18 protein-coding genes are annotated in these 22,428 nt (G+C 54.1%); 6 read left to right on the top strand and 12 right to left on the bottom strand.

What is annotated here, in order from left to right; genetic code table 11:
- Positions 1–30: 30 nt before the first annotated feature.
- From RB_RS09835 to RB_RS09805, 7 genes are all read right to left on the bottom strand, one after another.
- Positions 31–717 carry a F0F1 ATP synthase subunit A gene (locus tag RB_RS09835; RefSeq protein ID WP_007328512.1) on the bottom strand — a complete coding sequence of 229 codons (687 nt, stop codon included), beginning with the start codon at positions 715–717 and terminating at the stop codon, positions 31–33.
- Positions 714–1,055 carry an N-ATPase subunit AtpR gene (locus RB_RS09830; RefSeq protein ID WP_007335135.1) on the bottom strand — a complete coding sequence of 114 codons (342 nt, stop codon included), beginning with the start codon at positions 1,053–1,055 and terminating at the stop codon, positions 714–716. Before RB_RS09830 ends, RB_RS09835 begins: the two co-directional genes overlap by 4 nt.
- A complete protein-coding gene (locus RB_RS09825; RefSeq protein ID WP_011120167.1) occupies positions 1,048–1,332 on the bottom strand; it encodes an AtpZ/AtpI family protein in 285 nt (94 codons plus the stop codon). Before RB_RS09825 ends, RB_RS09830 begins: the two co-directional genes overlap by 8 nt.
- Before the next feature lie 15 nt (positions 1,333–1,347).
- On the bottom strand, positions 1,348–1,743 hold the full coding sequence (locus RB_RS09820; RefSeq protein ID WP_011120166.1) for a F0F1 ATP synthase subunit epsilon: 396 nt from the start codon (positions 1,741–1,743) through the stop codon (positions 1,348–1,350).
- The gene (gene atpD / locus RB_RS09815; RefSeq protein WP_164921806.1) at positions 1,740–3,194 is read right to left on the bottom strand and encodes a F0F1 ATP synthase subunit beta; all 1,455 of its coding nucleotides are present in this window, start codon (positions 3,192–3,194) and stop codon (positions 1,740–1,742) included. Before atpD ends, RB_RS09820 begins: the two co-directional genes overlap by 4 nt.
- Positions 3,195–3,431: 237 nt before the next feature.
- Positions 3,432–4,028, bottom strand: a complete 597-nt coding sequence (locus tag RB_RS09810; RefSeq protein WP_164921805.1) for a histidine phosphatase family protein — start codon at positions 4,026–4,028, stop codon at positions 3,432–3,434.
- Positions 4,025–6,406 (bottom strand): phosphoketolase family protein, encoded by a 2,382-nt coding sequence (locus RB_RS09805; protein WP_011120163.1) that lies wholly within the window; start codon positions 6,404–6,406, stop codon positions 4,025–4,027. Before RB_RS09805 ends, RB_RS09810 begins: the two co-directional genes overlap by 4 nt.
- 312 nt (positions 6,407–6,718) lie before the next feature.
- On the opposite strand from RB_RS09805, the gene RB_RS09800 reads away from it, so the two are divergent.
- From RB_RS09800 to RB_RS09780, 5 genes are all read left to right on the top strand, one after another.
- Complete coding sequence (locus tag RB_RS09800; RefSeq protein ID WP_231846363.1) at positions 6,719–7,228, top strand: hypothetical protein; 510 nt, start codon at positions 6,719–6,721, stop codon at positions 7,226–7,228.
- A 56-nt stretch (positions 7,229–7,284) separates the two neighbouring features.
- A complete protein-coding gene (locus RB_RS09795) occupies positions 7,285–7,764 on the top strand; it encodes a hypothetical protein (RefSeq protein WP_164921804.1) in 480 nt (159 codons plus the stop codon).
- Positions 7,765–8,028: 264 nt separating this feature from the next.
- Positions 8,029–8,391, top strand: a complete 363-nt coding sequence (locus RB_RS09790; RefSeq protein ID WP_164921803.1) for a SpoIIAA family protein — start codon at positions 8,029–8,031, stop codon at positions 8,389–8,391.
- On the top strand, positions 8,392–10,530 hold the full coding sequence (locus tag RB_RS09785; RefSeq protein WP_011120158.1) for a glycogen debranching protein: 2,139 nt from the start codon (positions 8,392–8,394) through the stop codon (positions 10,528–10,530).
- A gap of 387 nt (positions 10,531–10,917) precedes the next feature.
- Positions 10,918–12,786 (top strand): heavy metal translocating P-type ATPase, encoded by a 1,869-nt coding sequence (locus RB_RS09780; RefSeq protein WP_164921802.1) that lies wholly within the window; start codon positions 10,918–10,920, stop codon positions 12,784–12,786.
- A 395-nt stretch (positions 12,787–13,181) separates the two neighbouring features.
- Here the strand turns inward: RB_RS09780 and hemG are convergent, their stop codons facing one another.
- From hemG to epmA, 5 genes are all read right to left on the bottom strand, one after another.
- Positions 13,182–14,084 (bottom strand): menaquinone-dependent protoporphyrinogen IX dehydrogenase, encoded by a 903-nt coding sequence (gene hemG, locus RB_RS09775; protein WP_011120154.1) that lies wholly within the window; start codon positions 14,082–14,084, stop codon positions 13,182–13,184.
- 1,020 nt (positions 14,085–15,104) lie between these two features.
- Positions 15,105–16,265, bottom strand: a complete 1,161-nt coding sequence (locus RB_RS09770) for a hypothetical protein (protein WP_164921801.1) — start codon at positions 16,263–16,265, stop codon at positions 15,105–15,107.
- Between the two features lie 228 nt (positions 16,266–16,493).
- The gene (locus tag RB_RS09765; protein ID WP_011120149.1) at positions 16,494–18,098 is read right to left on the bottom strand and encodes a sulfatase family protein; all 1,605 of its coding nucleotides are present in this window, start codon (positions 18,096–18,098) and stop codon (positions 16,494–16,496) included.
- 124 nt (positions 18,099–18,222) lie between these two features.
- Positions 18,223–19,827, bottom strand: a complete 1,605-nt coding sequence (locus tag RB_RS09760; RefSeq protein WP_011120148.1) for an aquaporin — start codon at positions 19,825–19,827, stop codon at positions 18,223–18,225.
- Between the two features lie 9 nt (positions 19,828–19,836).
- The gene (gene epmA / locus RB_RS09755; protein ID WP_164921800.1) at positions 19,837–20,931 is read right to left on the bottom strand and encodes an EF-P lysine aminoacylase EpmA; all 1,095 of its coding nucleotides are present in this window, start codon (positions 20,929–20,931) and stop codon (positions 19,837–19,839) included.
- A 278-nt stretch (positions 20,932–21,209) separates the two neighbouring features.
- Between epmA and RB_RS09750 the strand changes: the two genes are divergently transcribed.
- Entirely contained in the window at positions 21,210–22,310 is a 1,101-nt protein-coding gene (locus tag RB_RS09750) for an acyl-CoA desaturase (RefSeq protein ID WP_164921799.1), read from the top strand.
- The last annotated feature ends 118 nt before the right edge of the window (positions 22,311–22,428 follow it).

Raw genomic sequence — 22,428 nt, 5'->3', positions numbered from 1 at the left:
ACAGGAGTGCAACCGTTTTGTCGAACACGATCACTTCGCGACTTTGGTTGCCGAAGCGATGTAAACCATTGCCAACACCGCAAAGATGTAAGCTTGGATCATTCCAGTCAGCAGCCCCATCACTTGCATCACGATTGGAACGAAGAGTGGGACGAAGCTGATCAAAATCGCGGCGATCACTGCGCCGCTCATCATGTTCCCGTACAAACGCACAGCCAGTGCCAAAGTCCTGGAAAGTTCGCCAATCAAATTAAAAGGCAGCATCAAAGGAGTTGGTTGCAGGTACCGCTTCAAGTAGTCGCCCACCCCGTGCGAGGCGATGCCGAACACAGGAACAGCCACAAACACACACGTCGCTAGTGCTGCTGTTGTCGACAAAGATCCAGTCGGTGCGACGTAGCCAGGCACGATGCTCAGCAAGTTTGCCACGGCGATGAATAGGAATAGTGTTCCTACGAACGGCATGTACGGCCCCGGATCGTGTCGGCTGACATCTCGGATTTGATCTCGAATGCCGGTGACCAGCACTTCCAAGAGGTTCTGCCAGCGTGGGATTTTGGTATCGCTAGTCAATCGTCGCGTGATCCACCACGAGCCGATGACCAGCAACGCCATCACTAGCCAAGTGAAGGCAAGCGTCACATTGATCTTCACGACCGGCCAAGCTTCCGATTGCCAGAGGATTGATTCGTCCGGTGATATTTGCACGCCGTTCATCGTTCGCTCCCGGGATGCAAAGTTTTTGCGGGCGAAGTTTGTGTTGTCGCAAGTTGAAAGCTAGTGTCACGCTGAGCGATAGTGCACACGCCGACCGTGCGGATGAGCGCGAATCCCATGGCCGCGGCCACCAAGATGCGCCAATCCCCACTTCGTGCCAGCATTGCCAGAACACCCAACACCACCGCCATTCGTAGCAACGCACTGCCGCAAAGCAACAACCACGGCTGGCGAGACGCTGGCAAACGAACTGTGGTCCACCACAACGACGCCACGAAGAACACCGCTGCAGCGGCTCCCGCAAGAAATCCACCTGTCATCGCGACCCATTCATTCATCTTCATTCTCCCGGTTGACCCACCACCAAGCGTTCAAGCAGCCGACCCCGACGCCACCGATCAACAGCATCAACGTCCACGAAAATCGACTCGGCCAATGTTCATCGACCCAGATTCCCATAGCAATCCCAAGCAATGTTGGAATCGCGATGGACCACCCAACCAACCCGAACATGCCCAGTCCAAACCACGCCGAACGATCACCTTGTTGACGCGCGTCGAGCTTGCGAGATTGCTTTGCATCAACGTTGTCTTGAAGCGTTTGTCGTTTGTTCATGGCTTGATTCGTTCCTTACACGACATGATCTTCGGTCAGTGCCATCGTCCGGCGAAGGAAGTCCGCTTCCAACCGCGCGACTGCCGTATGGGCGGCTCGCTGCTGTTCATCCATCTGCGAAAATTCTTCACGCACCAAACGTCGCAGTTCCTCCAATTCCGTTCCATGGGAAGCGGCTTCGGCGGAGACGTAGACATCATTGGCTCGCTTGACCAAGATCCCATTTCCGACGGCTGCAAACGATTCTTTCCCAGTCTCATCAACCCAGCTCAGCAAACCGGGCACCAAAGCGGCCAAGAAGTCGACATGTCGTGGCAGCAAACAAAAACTCCCGTGTGTGCCCTCGGCAACCACTTTGTTGACCGTCAAGTTCAATACGATCTCGTTAGGCGTGTTCAGCGTCAGGTTCATGGCTTGGAACTCGGGATTTTGCCCACCATGTACAGGTCTCGCTCGGGCCGATCTTGAAACTCGTCATTCAGGATTCGTTCGCATCCGTCCAATGTGTCTTCGATACTGACCATGTGTCCCTCGTGACCGGTGAATTGCTGCGTTGTGAAGAAGGGCTGGGTCAAGAACCGTTCCAAGCGTCTGGCCCGATTCACTGTCAAACGATCTTGGCGAGACAGTTCTTCCATGCCCAGCATCGCGATGATGTCTTTCAATTCTTCGTATCCGGCCAACGTTTGACGCACATTGCTGGCGGTTTTGTAGTGCCGATCGCCAACCACACCGGGAAGCATCATCTCTGAGGTCGACTTCAATGGATCGATGGCGGGATACAATCCTTCGCTCGCTCTTTTTCGCGACAAAACGACGGTTGCGGATAGGTGAGCAAAGGTGTGCACCGCTGACGGGTCGGTGAAATCATCGGCCGGAACATAGACGGCTTGCACTGACGTGATCGCCGCATCGGACGTGGTGCAGATTCGTTCTTCGAGCTCCGCTAGGTCGCTTGCGAGCGAAGGCTGATACCCGACACGGGATGGCAATTGGCCCAGCAATCCGGAGACTTCCATCCCGGCCTGCACAAACCGAAAGATGTTGTCAATCAACAGCAGCACATCTTGCTTGGCATCGTCCCGAAAGGACTCCGCCATCGTCAGCGCAGCATGCCCAACCCGAAATCGGGCACCCGGCGGTTCGTTCATCTGTCCAAAAACCATGACCGTGTTGTCGCGAACACCGGCTGCTCCCATTTCGCGGTACAACTCTTCAGCCTCTCGGCACCGCTCACCAATTCCGCAAAACAAACTGATCCCATCGTGACCGCCGACGATGTTGTGGATCAATTCGGTGATCAAAACGGTTTTGCCAACTCCTGCACCACCGAACAGCCCCGCTTTACCACCTCGTTCAAGTGGCGACAACAAATCGATTGCTTTGATACCGGTCGTGAACACTTCCGATTTCGCGATTCGTCGATTGATCGTCGGTGGCGTCTGATGGATGCTGCGGTGTTCGACGGACTTCAAACTTTCACCATCGTCGAGCGTGTTGCCGAACACATCGAGCACTCTGCCCAATAGAGGCTTGCCGACGGGGACTTGCATTGATCGTCCACAACTTCGAACGGGAGTTCCCCGTGACAATCCGCGTGGCGATGTGATCGCGATGGCACGCACGGTGTGTGGGTCGAGTTGGCTGGCGACTTCTGCCACCACATCACCGCTGTCCCCAATCCGCAACTCGCAGTTCATTGCCGGAGGTTCGCCGGGGAAGTGAACGTCAATCACACTGCCGCGAACTGCAACCACATGACCTTGCTTAGGATCACTCGAAGAGAGCGGTTCGTTCTCCATTAAAGCTGTTCCGGTATTGGTGTTGATATCGGACGAAGACGGCAATGGCTGAGTGTGCATATTTGGACATCTCTGGAGTGCTCTCGAGACCAACCCAATGAAAAGCATTCGCCGTGCCGCGATGGAAGGCATTCCAACCGAATGCGAATTGCAACCTCAGATGTCTTTTAATTAGGCAAGTGTGCAGGAATGGTTGGGTTTCATCTTGTGAGCCGTTTGGACGTTAGCCCCGGTTTTGCGTGGGAACGGTGGCTAACGCCAAACGGCTCACATACCCGACGACACCTGCGTACCTGCTTAGTCAGTCAGATAGCTTCGGTCGTTCCACAACCGGATGACTGAATCACTTTGGTCGTGGTGATAGCCAACGATGCTCAACGCCGCCGTACCGAGAAACAGACGTTGACCAGTCTCCGGAGGAAGCCCCACCCAGCAGGCGGCGAAGACTTGCAAAAAGTGCTTGTGAGCGAACAGCAAGCAAGTGTCGTTTCGCTGACGGATTCGCTGGATCACTCGATCGACACGCGTCGCCACGTCCGTCAATGATTCGCCGTTGGGGCAACCATCGCGAAAAAGATTCCAGTCTGGATGCTTTTGGTGAATTTCATTTCTCGTGAGCCCTTCGTATGCACCGCAGTCCCATTCGGCCAGCTCGGTGACGACGCGTGCCCGCTCGCCGTAACCTGCCAGTTCACAGGTTCGTTTGGCTCGCTGCAAAGGACTGGTCCAGACTTCGTTGAAACGGATGCCTTCGAGTCGACCTTGTAGTTGAGTGGCGTTGCGTTCGCCTTTGGGTGTCAGCGGCATGTCTGTCGATCCGGTGTGCTGCCCCGTGATCGTCCACGGCGTTTCGCCATGACGAGCAAGATAAATTTGAGGGAACTGATCGCTCATGACCTGGCGCTCCATTCCCAGTCACGAATCTCGGGCATGTCTTGTCCGTTCTCATTGATGTATCGCCGATGCTCCACTAACTTCTCTTGCATCAAAGCTTTTAGGCGTTGGCCTCGCCCGCCGGTTTCGGGCAAACGATCAATGGCATCCATTACTAAATGAAATCGGTCGAGGTCATTTAGCACGGTCATGTCAAACGGTGTCGTAATCGTGCCTTCTTCCTTGTAACCGCGAACATGAATGTTGGCGTGGTTGGTACGACGATAAGTCAGTCGATGAACCAACCAAGGGTACGCGTGAAAGGCAAAGATCACATGTTTGTTTTTGGTGAACAGAGCATCAAAGTCTGAGTCACTGAGACCATGTGGGTGTTCTGATTTGGGTTGCAGTCGCATCAGGTCGACCACGTTGACGACCCGGATTGTTAGATCGGGCAAATGCTCACGCAAAATGGAAACCGCAGCCAACGTTTCCAATGTGGGGACGTCACCACAACAAGCCATCACGACATCAGGGTCACTCGAGGACTCGTTGCCTGCCCAATCCCAAATTCCAATTCCTTTGGCGCAGTGTTCGGCTGCCTCGCCCATTGTCAGCCACTGCGGCGATGGGTGTTTGCCCGCGACAACGACATTGACATAGTGCTGGCTTCGCAAGCAGTGATCCATAACCGAGAGCAGACAATTGGCGTCCGGTGGTAAGTAGACGCGAACAATTTCGGCCTTCTTGTTGACGACCACGTCGAGGAAACCTGGGTCTTGGTGGGTAAACCCGTTGTGATCTTGTCGCCAGACGTGCGACGCGAGCAAATAGTTCAGCGACGCAATCTTGTGGCGCCATGGCAATTCCGACGTCACCTTCAACCACTTTGCGTGTTGGTTGAACATCGAATCGACGATGTGCACAAACGCTTCGTAGCAATTGAAAAGCCCGTGCCGACCTGTCAGCAGGTAACCTTCCAGCCAGCCTTCGCATTGATGCTCGCTCAACATTTCCAGGACACGACCGGTCGGTGCGAGTGATTCATCATCTTCGACGATCGCGGCGTTCCATTGACGCTGAGTGACATCGAATACAGCTTCCAAGCCATTCGAGATCGTTTCGTCGGGGCCAAAGATGCGAAAGTTTTTGTGCTCTTCGTTCAATCGAACGATGTCGCGAATGAATTTGCCCGTGACGTGCGTGTCACCAATTCCTCGGCAACCGCGTTGGCTAATTTCGACGGCATAGTCCCTGAAGTCGGGCATCTTCAGTCGCCGCAACAAACGTCCGCCGTTGGCATGCGGGTTCGCTCCCATTCGACGATCACCCGTGGGTGCCAAATCCGCGATTTCCTGGCGAAGTCGACCGTTTTCGTCAAGCAGTTCTTCTGGGCGATAGCTGCGGAGCCATTGCTCGATTTGTTTCAGATGCTCGGGGCATTTGGCCGGATCAGACAAAGGCACTTGATGCGAATGAAAGGTCCCTTCATTGCGGACACCATCGACAAACTTGGGACCCGTCCATCCCTTCGGCGATCTCAACACGATCATGGGCCAGCGAGGACGAGATGTGTCGCCAGTTTCGCGAGCATTCTGTTGGATCGATCGGATTTGTCCGATGGCGACGTCCAAGGCTTCCGCCATCGCAGCATGCATTTTCATTGGATCTTTGCCCTCCACAAAAATGGGCGTCCACCCGTAACCTCGCATCAGTTGCTCGAGCTCCTCGTGGTTGATGCGAGCGAGGATGGTAGGGTTCGCGATCTTGAATCCGTTTAAATGCAAGATCGGTAGCACTGCACCGTCAGTCGCTGGATTCAAAAACTTGTTCGAGTGCCATGCCGTTGCCAGCGGACCTGTCTCCGCTTCGCCATCGCCTACCACGCAAGCTACGATCAAATCGGGATTGTCGAATACAGCACCGAAGGAATGACTCAGCGAATATCCAAGTTCACCGCCTTCGTGAATTGAACCGGGACACTCCGGCGACGCGTGACTGGGGATCCCTCCTGGGAACGAGAACTGAACGAACAGCTTTCTCATTCCCGCCTCATCTTGGCTGATATGCGGGTAGATCTCGCTGTAGGAGCCTTCCAAATACGTATTGGCGACGACCGCGGGCCCACCATGTCCCGGACCCGAGACATAGATCATGTTGAGATCATTTTGTTTGATTGTCCGGTTCAAATGGGCGTAGATAAAATTCTGACCCGGCGTCGTTCCCCAGTGACCCAGAAGCATCTTTTTGACGTCCTCAATCCGAAGCGGGCGTTTGAGCAACGGATTGTCGGAAAGGTAGATCTGCCCCACCGACAAGTAATTCGCTGCACGCCAGTAGGCGTCGATCGTTCGCAATGTCTCGTGAGAAACCTGGGTTGACTCAAGTGTTTCAATCATGACGTTGGCTTTCTTGTTGAATGGACGACGTCACTGTTGCTCGGCAATCTTTGTACCACCGCCGTTATGAATCATCTTGCCTGGCAAAAACATCTCCGCTCTTCCGTAGTGAACGATTTACGGAGCACGCGAGACTCTTGCAGCGAACAGCTCTGTGCCAGGTTGTCATTCAACGCACAGTGAATGTGCGTACTGGAGCACTCTTGTGTTGTCAAACGCCGACGAAACGCCCGGGCACGTGAATCGCTTGTGAGTTGTCGCCGTCCGACAGCCACTCATTCAGATTGGCCTTTCACCCACCCGGAAAATCAAATGAGCACTCCAGCGACCACCCACCGGCTTCCCACGGAGCCTGACGCACACGTTCTCTCCCGCCACTTTCGAACTGGAGTACGCATCCTGTTGGCGGCCAGTCTGATCGGGACAATCCTGTCTCTACTTATGTTCCCCGAAGTCGCTTACCTCGCAGCGATTCCGATTCCGTTTCTGTATGCGGTGTTGGCGTTGGCGAACTACTTTGAAGTGCGATCCCGAGCGAGCTCTTTGCGAGAGCGCGATGCGCAACGACTCAGCCAACAAGAGATTCAAGCGGATGTCGAAACCGCAGGTGTGCTTCTGATTTTGAAGGTGCTCGGTGTTCTCGCTGCCGCCGCATTCATCATCGCGGCGGCGTTCTTTGAATGGCAATACGTCGGAATCATCGCGTCCGGGTTGTTCTTTCTGGCGGTGTTGATCAACACCCCCTTCTTACCGCTGTTCTTTGTCGAGGCAGAGCACGATGAGTTGGAACGCCTGAAAGCGAACGATCGAGCGTCAACCTGATTGCCCGCTCAGCTTGGCAGGCCACAACTCAAGCGGTGCTGTCATTGCGTTTGAGCATGATGTCGCAAGCAGCGACGGAGGTCATCGTGGCTGGTGTGATGGATGCTTTGGCGGCGTCGATGAGATTCGCAACTCAGCAGCCCAATGCCGCAGCAACGAACACTCAAACGAGATTGGTGATCACACCGGTTGTGATCTCACGCGTGAGTGGCCGTGAACGCGGGAGGATCGCTGGCAGGGAAACTTTCGTCGCTTGCTTCGTCGATGCAATGGTCAGCGGTGTCATGCGCCACGTCCGATTGCCACTTCACGGCAAGGCGTGCCGCTTCGGCTACTTTCGTGAGCAACTCGGAATATCTTTGGGGCGGTTCGCCGGCCGCAAAATTGTGAGCCTGCGATGCGAAGATCTTTCCTTCGGATTCGTCAGTGGCAAGTGTCCGAGCGCAGCCCTTTACACGTTCACACAGGGACTGCCACTCCGATTGAATAAATGGATCGTTCATTGGATGCCTCACAAGTTGAAAACAGAAACCTGACAAACATGCAAAGTACGAGCCATTCGGCCAATCGGATGCCAATCATCCGCAGACACGTTCATTGACGCCTGATTGCCTGTCGCGACTGAGCACATACGGACGAAAAATGGGCGATAGCACACGCTGTGTGACAGAGAAGAGAATTCATCAGGTTAGCAATCCTCTAAGACTGTTGTTCATCCGGTTTGGTCCTGGGTTTGCTTTCCCTGATTGGCCGTCGGAACACCACGTTCCATTCGAGTCCTCTTCAACAGGAACCCAATCATGTCGCTGGAACTCAACGAGATTGCACAAGGCAGGTATCTTGAAGTTCATGTCTCCGGCAAACTTGACCGCGAAACCTATCAGCAACTCGTACCGCTCGCTGAAGAACAGATCAATCAATACGGCAAGATCCGTGTTTTATTCGCCATGCATGATTTTCATGGATGGGACGCTGGTACTCTGTGGGAAGACATCAAGTTTGATACCAAGCACTTTCGAGATTTCGAACGCATCGCGATCGTTGGCGAACGAAAGTGGGAACGGGGGTTGGCGGTGTTTTGCAAACCGTTCACAACGGCTTCTGTTCGTTACTTCGACGCCAGCGAATTGGAGCAGGCTCGCAAGTGGCTAATGGAAGAGTGAATGGATTTGAATTCGCAACGTCGTGTTTCGCATGTTCGTGAACGCGGTATCTCACCGTCGATTCCAAATCTGGACTCCAATATGAACGCTTGGGAAAAAGCTGAAGGTTCGCCATTCCCACTTGGTGCCAGTTGGATTGCGGAGGAGTCTTCCTTCAATTTCTCACTCTATTCGCGGCATGCCACCGCCGTGCATCTGCTGCTGTACAGGAAGGATGACTTGGTTCATCCAGCTCGAGAGGTGGAGCTGAGCTATTTGTTCAATAAGTCGGGGCCGGTTTGGCATTGCCGTGTCCGCAGTGAACATCCTGATGAGTGGGCATACTATGCCTACCGAGTGGATGGGCCAGCGCCGCAAGGAGGCTACGACCACCACGATTTTGACTTTCAAAAGATTCTGCTGGATCCATTTGCCAGGGGAGTCTTCTTCCCCGAATCGTTTTCTCGCAACGCAGCTCGACGACCCGGTTCCAACTCAGGTCAAGCTCCTCTGGGAATATTGCCGAATCAATTCTGCGAATTCGATTGGAATGAGGATCGCGTATTGCGTCATGGTAGTGACCTGGTGATCTATGAAATGCACGTGCGTGGATTCACAAAGAATCCAAACTCGGGAGTGCCCGAAACGCATCAAGGCACGTTTTTAGGCGTCGTTGACAAAATTCCGTATCTCGTCGAATTGGGAGTGACCGCGGTTGAGTTGATGCCGGTCTTCCAGTTTGATCCGGGCGACGGAGACTATTGGGGATACATGCCCTTGAATTTCTTTGCGCCGCACCATGCTTACGCGACCAACACTACGGCCTGCAATCAAAGAGACGAATTTTGCACGATGGTAAAGGCACTGCATGCGGCAGGCATCGAGGTCATTCTGGATGTTGTATACAACCACACGTGCGAAGGCGGTCATCGCGGACCAACGTATTGTTGGAAAGGAATCGATAGCAGCACGGCCTACATGATGACAGGCAATCCGAACGCTCCATACGCCAACCACAGTGGAACGGGCAACACATTGCACACGGCCAATCGAGCGGTTCGCCGGATGATCGTTGACAGCCTGCGATTCTGGGATTCTCAGATGCACGTGGACGGATTTCGTTTCGATCTCGCATCTGTCTTCACTCGCAACAGTGATGGTTCGATCAATTTGGATGATCCACCCATCGTTAGTGAAATTGGCACCGATTCCGACCTCAGTGACGATCGGTTGATTGCGGAACCGTGGGATGCTGACGGCCAGTTCCAATTGGGTAAGAAGTTCCCCGGGCAACGTTGGATGCAGTGGAATGCTCACTATCGAGACACCATGCAACGGTTTGTCCGTGGCGATTGCGGAATGGTTTCTGATCTAATGACGCGACTGTACGGAAGTTGCGATCTTTTCCCCGATGACCTGCCTCATGCGTTGCAACCACAGTTAAGCGTTAACTACATAACGTCGCATGACGGTAGCACGCTGTACGATTTGACGGCGTACAACGAAAAACGAAACTGGGCCAACGGAAATAACAACACCGACGGAGCCCTTGAATACAGTTGGGATTGTGGTTGGGAAGGAGACGACGGAACGCCATCAGAGATCTTGCAGCTTCGCAAACAGCAAGTCCGCAACTTTTTCTGCTTGCTGATGCTGTCTAACGGAACGCCAATGTTCCGGATGGGAGACGAATTTCTTCAAACCCAACGCGGAAACAACAACCCGTACAACCAAGACAACGAGACGAGCTGGCTGGACTGGGATCGACGCAGCGAGCATGCGGACATCTTCAACTTCGTCCGCGAGGTAATCTCCTTCCGCAAATCCCATCCGTCGATTAGCCGTTCGCGTTTTTGGCGGGGCGATGTTCGATGGTACGGAACGGGGCATTTGGTCGATATGTCCTTGGAATCGAGACAACTCGCCTACTGTTTGCATGGCGAATCACAGGACGATGCAGACATCTATGTCATGATCAATGCGGGGCGCGATTCGGTCGAATTTGGAATCCAAGAGTGGGCGTTCGAGAAGTGGCGTCTCGCCATCGATACCTCGCGCACGTCACTGAGCGAACTTTCCGACGACCCCGCAAATCAATGCGTTGCATCTCCAACATGGAACGTCAACGCTCGATCCATTTGCGTGCTTGTCGAACGGTGAAGCTTTCCTTGTTCCGCCCGTTAACGCTCGTCAGCACCATTTACCGAATCTGGTACGGGGGATTCTCTTTCCAAACACCTGGCCCGCGTAGGTTTGGCCGACTGCTTGCTGGTTACCTGGCTAAATCAACCGATTCAAAAACTGCTAGGCTTGTCCGCACGTGAGCATCTTCAACTTGAGCGATGGAGTTCAAATCGACATTCGCCTGTTGAATAGATTTCGATATCAGCCGAGACTCTTGTTGCTGGCGGGCTGGGAAATGAAGCCCCCTTTGGGATCGGTCCTCGGTTCAGTCATCTTGGTCAGTAAGTGGCTGAAGGGATCAACGAATCTTTCGCGAAAGTTCTCCAGCGTTGGACGACGCACAACAACCGCCGGGCAGAAAATATGAACAATCGTTTGCAACTGGGAATCGCAGGGCTTGCCATCGTTGCGATCACGCTGCACCTGTGGTTGCGTTTTGGGATGACGATTGACGGCGATGTCGCGGGCGTCGCAATTCGTGATTTTCCGTTGTTGATCGCACTCGTTCTGGGCGGCGTTCCTCTGGTTTGGAACCTGTTGGTCAAACTATTTCGAGCCGAATTTGGATCGGATTTGTTGGCCGGCATCTCAATCGTGACCGGCGTGCTGCTGGGAGAATATCTGGCCGCCACGATTGTCGTCTTGATGCTATCCGGTGGGGAAGCATTGGAATCTTATGCCGTACGCAGCGCTTCGTCGGTGTTGCGTGCACTGGCCAATCGAATGCCGGCCATCGCGATTCGACAGGTTGGTGACACAACGGAAGAGATCCCACTGGATGAGATTGCTATCGGCGATACCGTATTGATTTTGCCACACAAAGTCTGCCCGGTGGATGCCACGGTCGTGTCAGGTCGCGGCACCATGGACGAGTCGTATCTGACTGGCGAACCGTATCGCATGTCCAAAACGCCCGGCTCACTGGTGCTCTCCGGTGCAATCAATGGAGATTCGGCGCTGGTGGTTCGAGCGGACAAGCGAGCTGTCGATTCGCGTTACGCCAAAATCATGGAGGTGATGGAGTCGTCACAGCAAAACCGTCCGAAGATTCGTCGGCTCGGCGACCAGCTTGGTGCCTTCTACACACCGCTGGCGGTTTTGATCGGCGTTGCTGCTTGGGTGGCAAGCGGCGACCCGGTGCGATTCCTTTCTGTGATGGTGGTCGCCACGCCATGCCCTTTGTTGATTGCCATACCGGTTGCAATTCTCGGTGCGATCTCTCTGTCGGCTCGGCGTTCGATCATCATTCGCGACCCTTCGGTCTTGGAGCAAGTCGATCGCTGCAAGACGATGATCTTTGACAAAACGGGAACGCTGACTTACGGCCGACCCAAGTTGGTCGAGCAATTAGTTGATCCCAATCAGGATGCGGCTCGTGTACTGACGTTGGTCGCCAGTCTCGAGCGTTACTCGAAGCATCCATTGGCAGAGGCAATCGTTTCGGCCGCCGCACAAAGCGAAACGTCATCATCAGATACCTTGCTCAGCGTTTCCGAAATCAGCGAACCTCCCGGTGCGGGACTTCGCGGAATCGTCGATGGCCACGAAATGCAAATTACCAGCCGCAAAAAACTGCTTGCCAAAGGCGGCGGCTGGGCGGAACGCTTGCCCGAACAAAGTGGCGGGTTGGAATGCGTGATCCTGATCGACGGAGAATACGCAGCCACCTATCGGCTACGCGATTCACCGCGAAGCGAAGGCCATTCATTTGTCGATCACTTGGATGATCGCCATGGCGTCAATCGAGTCATCTTGTTGTCTGGTGATCGCACGTCGGAGGTGCAATATCTAGGCGAACAAGTTGGTATCACCGAATGCCTGGGCGATCAAAGCCCCGAAGACAAACTTCGATTCGTGACCGAGCAAACCAAGGCGGCCAAAACTGTTTTCGTCGGGGACGGAATCAACGATGCTCCTGCGTTGATGGCCGCAACGGTCGGCATCGCGTTCGGACAAAATAGTGATGTGACCACGGAAGCTGCCGGTGTGGTCATTTTGGATTCGTCGCTCGCCCGTGTGGACGAGCTGATGCATATCAGCCGGCGGATGCGAAGAATCGCTCTGCAAAGCGCTGTCGGTGGCATGACGCTAAGTGTGATCGGAATGCTGATCGCCTCCGCTGGGTATCTTCCGCCGGTCGCGGGTGCGATCGCTCAAGAAGCCATCGATGTGGTAGCGGTGCTGAATGCGTTGCGGGTTGCTTGGGCTCCAAAATCTCTGACCGATTTCTAATGCTTCCCCGGATTCAAAGCGAACGTTTGATCGGTGAAGCTTCGTTACCGCGTGATGATTGATTTTGGGCTCTTGCGTTTCAGCATCTTCGACTGTTGAACGTGAATGCCCACATTTTCGCGAGAACTATGCTTTGCCATTGATTCGAACTTGATCGGCCAATGTCCCGGCTTCGTCCCGTCCCGATGCGATGACGACTTTGCTTAGAGTTTTTCGTCTATGGTCCGTTGTTTTCGGGACGATGTGGCGAGGCGTCTCAATGTGATGGTCGCTTGAACGTTTTATCATTCATGCCGTCTTGTCATTGCTCTCCTGAATTGGGTTTCGGCTGGGGAAGTGCAATTCAACGGGGAACGTTTTGAGTTGTTGTGAATAGACGGGTATTAAATATCGTCTCAACGATTCGTCCTGCACCAGATTGGCATTCCGTTCCGTTGCGAAGCTGCGAGTTTGGGGAGTGGCTTGTTTGTCTGTTGTTTGACGCCCAGTAATAAATCCCCTTGCGATCTTTTTCTTGAGGTCCGCGCGAGTCCCAGTTTGGTTCTCGATCGTTTTGCACACATCCGACCAATCAACGGAGACTTCATGCATCGAAACGCTCCGGTGTGAGGCACCCAACCATTCAGGCGGCCACCGTTGGCGACCACGTGGTACAGATTAGCGGTTCGTCGTTTCGATCGAACTCGGCGAAGCGAATATTCTCGAGTGGGCAACCGCATTTCGCTGAAACGAGGACGAAGCTCGGGCGAACGTTTGCACGCTCGGACCAATGTCGCAAAACGATCTGCAAAATCATCGACTCGTTCCCAATCTGTGTATTCGTAGTCCTGTTCGAAGCTCGTTTCTTCCCCGGACCGCTGAGCAATTCGGTGCATGATTTGTCGTTTCAGCCATCCGTATTTGGAATACTTGAGAGCACCCGCGAAGCAGTCCATGACTGGTGGTATCCACTGTGTCGATTGCAAGAACTCGTTGGCCAACCTTTCTGCTTCGGCGCGTTCTTTTCGTTTCTTGCTCGCGGACGCCAAGCTCACCGAGAAAAATGCGGTTGGTATTTCGCGAAGAAATGCGAGATTGTGTTCGATGAAGAAGCGAATGCGAGGATCGTGGCGTCCAAAGTGCATTGGCGATCCAATCAGCACTGCGTCATACGCTTCGACTTGAATTTCAGTCGCCGAGTGTTGAACGACATCCAAGACATCGCTTGGCATGGAATGTTCTAGCAAGCGTCGATGGATTCGTTCGGCAATCTGTTCTGTTTGTCCTTCGTGTGACGCGAAGACAATGAGGTTACGCATGATTGTTATCCAAGCTGTTGGGCGATGCCGTAAATGGTGCGTGGCTTCATCCAGATTGCCTTCTGGATTAGATCGAATGCTTTGGTGGTGCCAAAGGTTCGACCGGACCGTTGTGAATCAACGTCAATTGTTCGTGCGACACAGATCGCTACCGTCTTCGCGCTCCTGCGTATTCAGCCTCGATGTCTCGCACTGAGTTTGGTTCGCAGTTTGCGTACCCAGCATCCCGGGAAATAGGAGGAAAAGCGATTCTCGCTCACCCGCGTGCTTTGTTTTTGAAAGCGTTTTCAATGGCGTCGCTGAAAACAACCGCTTTCGCGTTTCCGTCGTTTGTAACTGAACTGCAGGCTCAGCACGAACCGGTGAATGATTTTCCATGCAAACGATTCCGCAGTGATGAACAATCCGGAAATCACTGCACATCTCAGTGTGCATCAACGCACTCTCTCTCTGCGTATTCGTCCACGCACTTCCTCTGTGTGGTGCCACCCACCAAAAAAAGCTGGCTGACAGAAACTCGTTGTTCGCCGAATGACAACTGCCATGCTGCAGGCACCCAATTGAATTCCCCATTTCTTTTGAATGGTGCCATCCACTTAAAGTTCCACCTACCAAAGCGCCGATCCGGCAGGTGTCTGCTCTATCGACAGTCCATCGCTGACGGAGCCGCTCCGGTCGTCATGCACTTCCGCCATTCAACTTTCAGCCGGGTTTGATACCCGCCTCATGCTTGCGAATGAGTCCCAGAGTTTGCTGGGAGTGAACCGTTAACCGGTTCTTTTCAGGCTGACCGAGGACCTCCGTTGGCTACTGGTTAGCTAACGAATGCTTGCCGCGGTTTGTGGAGATGAGGATCGGGAGACGCGAGGCAATTTGGGACGTCGCCATCGTTTGCCGTTTGCTGATTCATTGTGCACAAACTGCCAACGCAGAACGTCGCTTTTGGCAGGTCTGATTGAGTTCAGTCTTGTGATTGTCAGGAGAGGTTGCAGGTGATTCCTGAAGGTTGATTCGTTGGGATTAGCCAAAGCAACCCGCTGCTTGGACTTGACCGCGGTGATGGTGGCGACCGGTGCGTTCAGCGTCCGCCTTGAGTGAATCAGGACGGCCGATGCAGCTCGTTTTACCGAAATACTTCTGCCAATCCCACACCAAATCACGCCACATCGAAGCCTCAATTCCGATCTCGGACAGAGTTTTTGCGAGACGCTCGGGCAATTTGCCGGCTTGGTTGACAACCGCCTGGGCTGCCGTCCAGTCCAGCAGTCGTTTGTAGTCACTCCAGCGAATGTTCAAGAATCCGCGGTCACTGCTGCGAAATCCTTTGGTGTGCATTTGTGGTTCATTCGAGAGATCCGATTCGCGTAGTGTCAAAGGACTCAACCATTCATCACGTCGAATGCGTTTGCCGGTTGGATTGCGCCGTTTCGCCTTGCGTTTTTGTTGAAGGGCTTCGACTGGTGTCTTTCGGATTTCACGACCGGCTTTTTCGGTGGGAATCGGCTTGAGGTCAAATGCTGCAGAAGGGATTCGTTCACCTTTTCGAGCTTCGATCCGATCGTAAGCGCTGGTGTGTGGGCTTGTCTCAGGCGTTTCCGACATAGCGGCGCGGACCGGGTTCAGATCAACGTACATGCTGCACGCGAGCAAACCAGCTTCGTCGACGATTCGTTGTGCCTTGAAGCGACCTTCCCAGAACCTGCCGGTGCACTCGTCCTGTTTGTTCGCCATCCTAGCAATCGGCTCCGCTAAGGCTCGCATGAACCAGGAGATGTCAGACAAGCGACTTCGGACTTCGGCCAGTCGCTCTTTGTTGCGAACCAGCATCTGAACGTCGTTTTCGGTGGGTTCGGCCAAGTGTTCTTCCATGCGACGCCCTGGAAAGACACGCAGCCACCGAATGGCAACGTCCTCGTCAGTCCACTGGGCACAAACATCCGGACGATTGCGGAGGATCTGGTGCATGTGGTTGCTCATGATGGCATAGGAAAGCACATCGACTGCAAAAACTGAAGCGAGAGCTTCCATCCGTCGGCGAATCCAATCCTTGCGGAACGAGTAGTCCCTGCCACTCGCGTGGTCCAAACCCGCGAGAAACGTACGGCGGACGCATCGTTGGACCACGTGCACAATTCCAACTTCAGCGGGATCAAACTGTTCACATCGTTGAGGCCGTGGCATCGCTCGGTTCTCCAAGGAATCGTCAAGAGAAAGACATCATACGCAAAGCGGCAGTTTAGTCAACAGGATGGTGGGTGGCACCATACGGAAGGGAAGGGGAGAGAGTTTGGGGATTCAACGAAAAAGCGGCGGGCTCTTGAGAGAGCGCCGCCGCTTGTGATGGATTGGTCGTGTTTGCCGAGTCAATGGTTCAACGTTCGGCTTGCTTCATGAAACGGATGCTTCGTTTTAGTTGGCGTTGCGGTTGATCGGTTCCTCAACGACAAAGGCTTTTGGGAAGTCGGCGGCATCGGAACCGCCTTGTTCTGACCAGCGTTTGTTGTTTGATCCACCGCGAGGTTGGTTCATGGGGATGTCCATCCCACCCTCGTCTCCGAGCATCGCGTAGAGCTGATCTTCCATCTCCTTGGCGACTGATTTGTAGTCCGGATCGTGAATCAGATTGTTCAGCTCGTCGGGATCGGTTTGCAAATCATACAATTCGTCGGTGTCCCAAAGCCCGTAGTAGGTGATGTATTTGAAGCGATCACCTCGCAAGGCAAACTGGGTGGGGGTTTGCGGGAAGTTCTTTTCCCAGTAGTAGACGTACAAAAAGTACTTCCGCCAATCGGCGTCGCGATTGTTGGGTAGATCAAGGAAGCTTTGACCATCCATGTATTCCGGTGTCTGCAAACCTGCGGCGTGCAAAATGGTCGGTCCGACGTCGATGTTTCCAACGACGTTTTCGATTGGTTGGCCACCGTCGAACAGATTGGGGCATTGCATCAGCATCGGAACGCGAATCGAGGCTTCGTAAGAGACACGTTTGTCAATCAATCCGTGCTCGCCCCACATGAACCCGTTGTCGCCCATGTAAATGATCAACGTGTCATCATGGATTCCCATGTCCTTGAGCTGCTGTAGCACACGGCCAACGCTGTCATCGACAGCCAACACTGATTCGCAATAGCGACGGTACAGATAGTCCAGTCCCTTGTCGCTGTGGTACGAGAAATCAATTCCGTGCCAGCTGTTTTTCTGATCACGGACCCAGCGGGGCGTGTTTTTGTCAGCGGATAGTTCTTTTCCCGTCGGCAAAAAACTGAGGTCTTCATCCGCATAGCGACCCTGGTGTCGTTCAGCGGGAGTGAAATTGGAATGGACAGCCTTGTGAGACAGGTAGAGAAAGAATGGCTCGTCGTCGTCGCGTTCTTTCAACCAGTCCACTGCGTAGTCGGTCAATTCATCGGTGATGTAACCCTTTTGCTTCACTCGTTCGCCGTTGACGTTGAGCGTGTACTTGGGACCGGGCGGCAAATAATTTCCTTGCCCACGAAAACTGACCCAGTGGTCAAAGCCCGGACGCGGGTCGTCGTGATGCCCGCCCATGTGCCATTTTCCGACAAAAGCGGTGTCGTATCCGGCTCGTTGCAAATACTGCGGAAAGAACAACGTGCCGTCAGGTACCAAACGGTTGTTGTCGATCACGCGGTGCTTGTGGGTGTACAAACCAGTCAAGATGGACGCACGGCTGGGTGAGCACAAGCTGGTCGTGACAAACGCGTTCTTGATATGCGTGCCGTTGGCCGCGATCGAATCCAAGTTTGGGGTTTCTAGGAACGGGTGACCAGCACAACCCATCGCGTCAAATCGATGGTCATCGGTCAAGATGAAGACCACGTTGCGTGGCTCAACTCCATCGCGTTTGGGTGTTTGAGGAAGCTCGTCGGCAGCTTGTCCAACGGCTCCGCTGATAGCCACGCCTAGCAACGCGGGAAGAAACGAGCGGACTAGTGAAAGTGCGGTTTGCATGTTCGACAATTCTTTGGGGCGAGGATGTGGGGAGGCCGCCATTGTAGTCGAATTGCGGGGCGAATTTCGCTGTCACGAAAGCGAACGAATACGGATCAATACGAACTCGTTTGCTGAACGACCAATATGCAGTTGAGCAATCTTGGGCCAAGCCATCCAAGACCGATTACTGACGCCCAGCGGCATCCCAAATCGCTTGGTCTGCTTCTTGAATGATCGGATCAAATTGCTCGAGCTCGACCGCGTTGTTGCCTTGTTCGTGTTTGCGAAACAGAAACAAATAGGTCTCGTTTTGCGGTCGATAACGATGGAAGAAAAACTCGTTTTTGCGAGCGATCGCTTCCAGCAACAACTCCCGTTCGGGGCTCTCGGTCAACTCTCTCGTGACCGCAAGATTGGACGTTGCATCATCACCCGTCACTGATTCATTCAGCAAAGCGGTTGCCAGCAGATGTGCCAATTCGCGATAGCCGACGTTGTTGGGAAGCATGCGATCGTCTGTTAACTGTTGATCGCTAGGTTTCCAATTCAATTCCACCAATGCCAGCGATTGGGCTCGTGCGACATTGCGTAGCATTTGCTCAAACGCTTCCAGCCCCGACTCATAGTTGGGGCGCCGGTCACCGGGCATCGCCACAGGAGTGAGCAAGATGACTCGTGTTTGTCGTTGCTTCAGGTCATCCACCAGCCTCATCAAGTCTGTTTGGATTCGTTCGGAGTCCTCAGCAAACTTGCCTGCTTCGGATTGTCCGTACCAAATCAAGGCAACGGTCGGATCGGCTGCATCAATGTCTGCTAGACGCCTAGCGCGTCCGGCTTCGATGTTGTCGAAACGTTTGCGCGCGATGGCCGAAACCGTGTCCCCGGACCAGCCCAGATTGCGGAACGACAATTTCCAATCGGGGCGTTGTGTCTGCAGGGCTGCTTCTAATTCGTCACGCGGTTGCATGCGTTCGACGAAAGTGCCACCGATGACTGCCACCCGGTCGTTTGGGCGAAGCAGCGAGCTGCCTTCTTCGGCCATCGAGGTGCTGCCACACGCTCCAATGAGAAACGCAAACAAAACGAGAGCCGAAATCTTCTTTGCCATGGAACCTTCCTCTGTGTCCAATTCGTCGTTGCCTCGCACGAATCGATACAAGCATCCACCCGCGATCGCACCCACAATGGGCGCGGTCAAATACAACCAGAGCAGATTGTAGTGGCTGGACATCACAGCGGGACCCAGGCTGCGAGCCGGATTCATGGAAGCTTTAGTGAGTGGTCCGGCAACGAAGGCTTCCATTGCAATCGTGGCACCGACCGCCAAGCCTGCGGTGATCGATTTTTCCTTTGCGCCAGTGGACACGCCGAGCACCACCCACATCAAAATCGTCGTCATCATGAACTCCACCGCCCAAGCCGATCCTGTTGGCAAGGATGCCATTGTTGCGCCCAATTTGACGTCGTCCACGCCAAACACGATTCCCAGCGAACCGGCGGCAAGCAAAGCACCGACGCACTGGGCGACGACGTAGGCCGCAGCGTCAACAATCGGAAAACGACCGACGCTGGCAAACGCGATCGATACAGCGGGGTTCATGTGAGCCCCTGATAAATCACCGATGGAATAGATCATCGTCATCACAATCAATCCCCAAACGGTCGCCACACCGACATGAGTCAGCATGCCAGTTTGGTTGTCAACGACCATTGCACCGCAGCCGATCAGCACCAAGCAATAGGTGCCAATGACTTCGCAAACGCATCGTCGAGTCAAAGAGAGTTGCATCGCTGGTAATCAAGCTCGGGTGGTCGGGAGGGGAACGACGTCTTCGATGGAATGGGCATCGACGCGTAGCATCAGCAATCGATCGATTCCGAGAGCAACGCCGCTGCATGCGGGCAAGCCTTGCCGCATTGCTCGCAACAATGTTGTCTCGACGGCCAAGGCGGGGCGGCCATGAGCCATTCGAATTTGATTGTTGTGTTCGTAGCGTTTCTTCAGCTCGTCAGCGTCCAGCAGTTCGTCGTAACCGTTGGCAAGTTCAACGCCGCGGTAGAACAGTTCGAATCGTTCAGCACACTGAGGGTCATCTTGGCAAGGTTTGGCCAAAGCGGCTTGAGTCAGCGGGTACCGAGTTAAAATGGTTGGCGTGTCGTTGGCAAAAACCGGCTCGATCCGCTCGCTTAGCAAGACGTCCAATAAAGCGTCGCGATCGAGTCCGATCGACTCGGCAAGCGATGAGTCCATCTCATCGACCAAACCATGCAGGTCAACGATGGGGACTTCAATCGGATCGAACCCCAGATGTTTCGCAAACGCGTCGCGGTAGGTCACCGTTTTGAACGACGGCGATTGGAGTACTTCGACGGCCAAGTTGCCCAGCAACTCGATCGCGGATGCCGCATCTCCGCCGACTTCGTACCACTCCAGCATCGAAAATTCGACGTTGTGTCGAGCCCCGGTTTCGCCCTTTCGAAACACCGGCGTGATCGCGTAGATCGACGGAGCCCCCTCCGCTAGCAAACGCTTCATGGCGGATTCAGGGGACGTCTGCAAATAAAACTTCGTCGGGGAATCAAGCTCGCCGAATAGTCCGACCTGAGACGATTCGACCTCAATCGGATCCAAAAAAGCGTCAACAACGCAGTCGCGACTCAAGCACGGCGGTTGGACTTCGATGAACCCTCGATCGTCAAAGAACCGTCGAATTTCACGAAGCATCTCGGCTCGCTGTCTCAGCCGGACCGCCAAACTCGGTTTGGACGAAGCGTTCATTTCGCTTCTGGTCGTATTTTTGCCTTGCTGATTGCCTCTCAACAATCCGGCAGCGGTCACCTCGCGGACCGAATCGGCATCGATTTCAGACGAGAACGCGGATGGATCTGGCATGGACGACAGGCGAACGAGGCTTGCAGGTGACGGAAGTGGCGAACCGACGGCCAAGAATATGCTCAATGCGAGCGTTTTCCACCCGGTCAATCGCGGTGCACACCCCAAGAATATGGGCATCCAAAGAACAATTACACAACCGTTACACGCTTTTACACGACACGTGACGTCGAAACCGTCCAGCGTTGCTATTCTTCCGGCGGAAACGAGACGTCGGTCATCTTTTGGCTGCGTCCCACGACTTATTTAACGCACCACGAGACCAGGATCGTTCTCTGATGTCGACCGTTGTTGAACCCAAGAAAAACCGTGGCCCAGGCAAGAGCAAGGGCAACGCTGACCAACCCAACACCCACGTACCTGAATCCACGACGTTGGAATTGCCTCAAACCGGCGGAAAGCTGCGTTTGGATCAACCACAAGCCGAAGACGCTGACGGTTTCTCGTCGCTGGTCGCTCAGAAGGCTGCCAAGAAACGCGATTTGGCAAAACCAACCAAAGCAGACCGAGTCCGAGCATCCAACATCAGTTGGTGGGCCGTCGGATGGTTGGCGATGGCTCACATCGTTTGCTTGGCCGCACCGTTCACATTCACGTGGACCGCTTTGATCACCGCTTTGGTGTTGCACTGGGTCGCTGGCAGCCTCGGGATTTGCCTCGGCTATCACCGCTTGCTGACCCACACTGGCATGAAGACTTACAACTGGGTGCGATACGCGTTCGCTGCCATTGGCTGTTTTGCCGGAGAAGGATCGCCTCTTGATTGGGTCGCCGACCACCGAAAACACCACGCACACAGTGACCTCGAAGGTGATCCGCACTCGCCTCACGACGGTGGAATTTGGAGTCACATTTTCTGGCTCGCTTTCCACACGCACAACGGTGACCGCGACGCTTATCTGACTCGTTGGGTTCCTGACCTGTACAAAGACCCAGCGATGCGAGCCTTTGACATGTTGTTCCTGCCAATTCACATCGTTGCTTCGTTTGCCTTGCTCGGCATCGGCTATGCTTTCGGCGGTTGGGAACTCGGCGTCTCGATGTTGGTTTGGGGCATGTTCGTCCGCTTGGTCGCTGTTCTGCATGCGACTTGGATGGTCAACAGTGCATCGCACATGTGGGGCTACCAGAACTACGAAACCACCGACGATAGCCGCAATAACTGGTTGGTCGCGATCGTGGCTTACGGTGAAGGCTGGCACAACAACCACCACGCTTACCCACGTATGGCCAAGCACGGTCACAAGTGGTGGGAATTCGACATCACTTGGCAAGCGATCAAACTGCTCCGAGCCGTGGGACTGGTTTGGGATGTGGTCGATTACCGCACCGTTGCTGAAAAGAAGGCTCGCGACGCAAAGCAATCCGCCGCAGCTTAGTGCTTCGAAGTCGGATCGAGTTCGGTCCGATCCATCGCGACGCAAAGTCAAATCACGAAAAGCCGACCTTTCACGAGGTCGGCTTTTTTCGTGCGCCGACGCAGCTCAGGTGCAGATG

It is taken from the genome of Rhodopirellula baltica SH 1 (genome assembly GCF_000196115.1).
Classification (GTDB): domain Bacteria; phylum Planctomycetota; class Planctomycetia; order Pirellulales; family Pirellulaceae; genus Rhodopirellula; species Rhodopirellula baltica.
The sequence above is the reverse complement of the archived record's forward strand: the minus strand, read 5'-3'. Positions and strand labels throughout refer to the sequence as shown.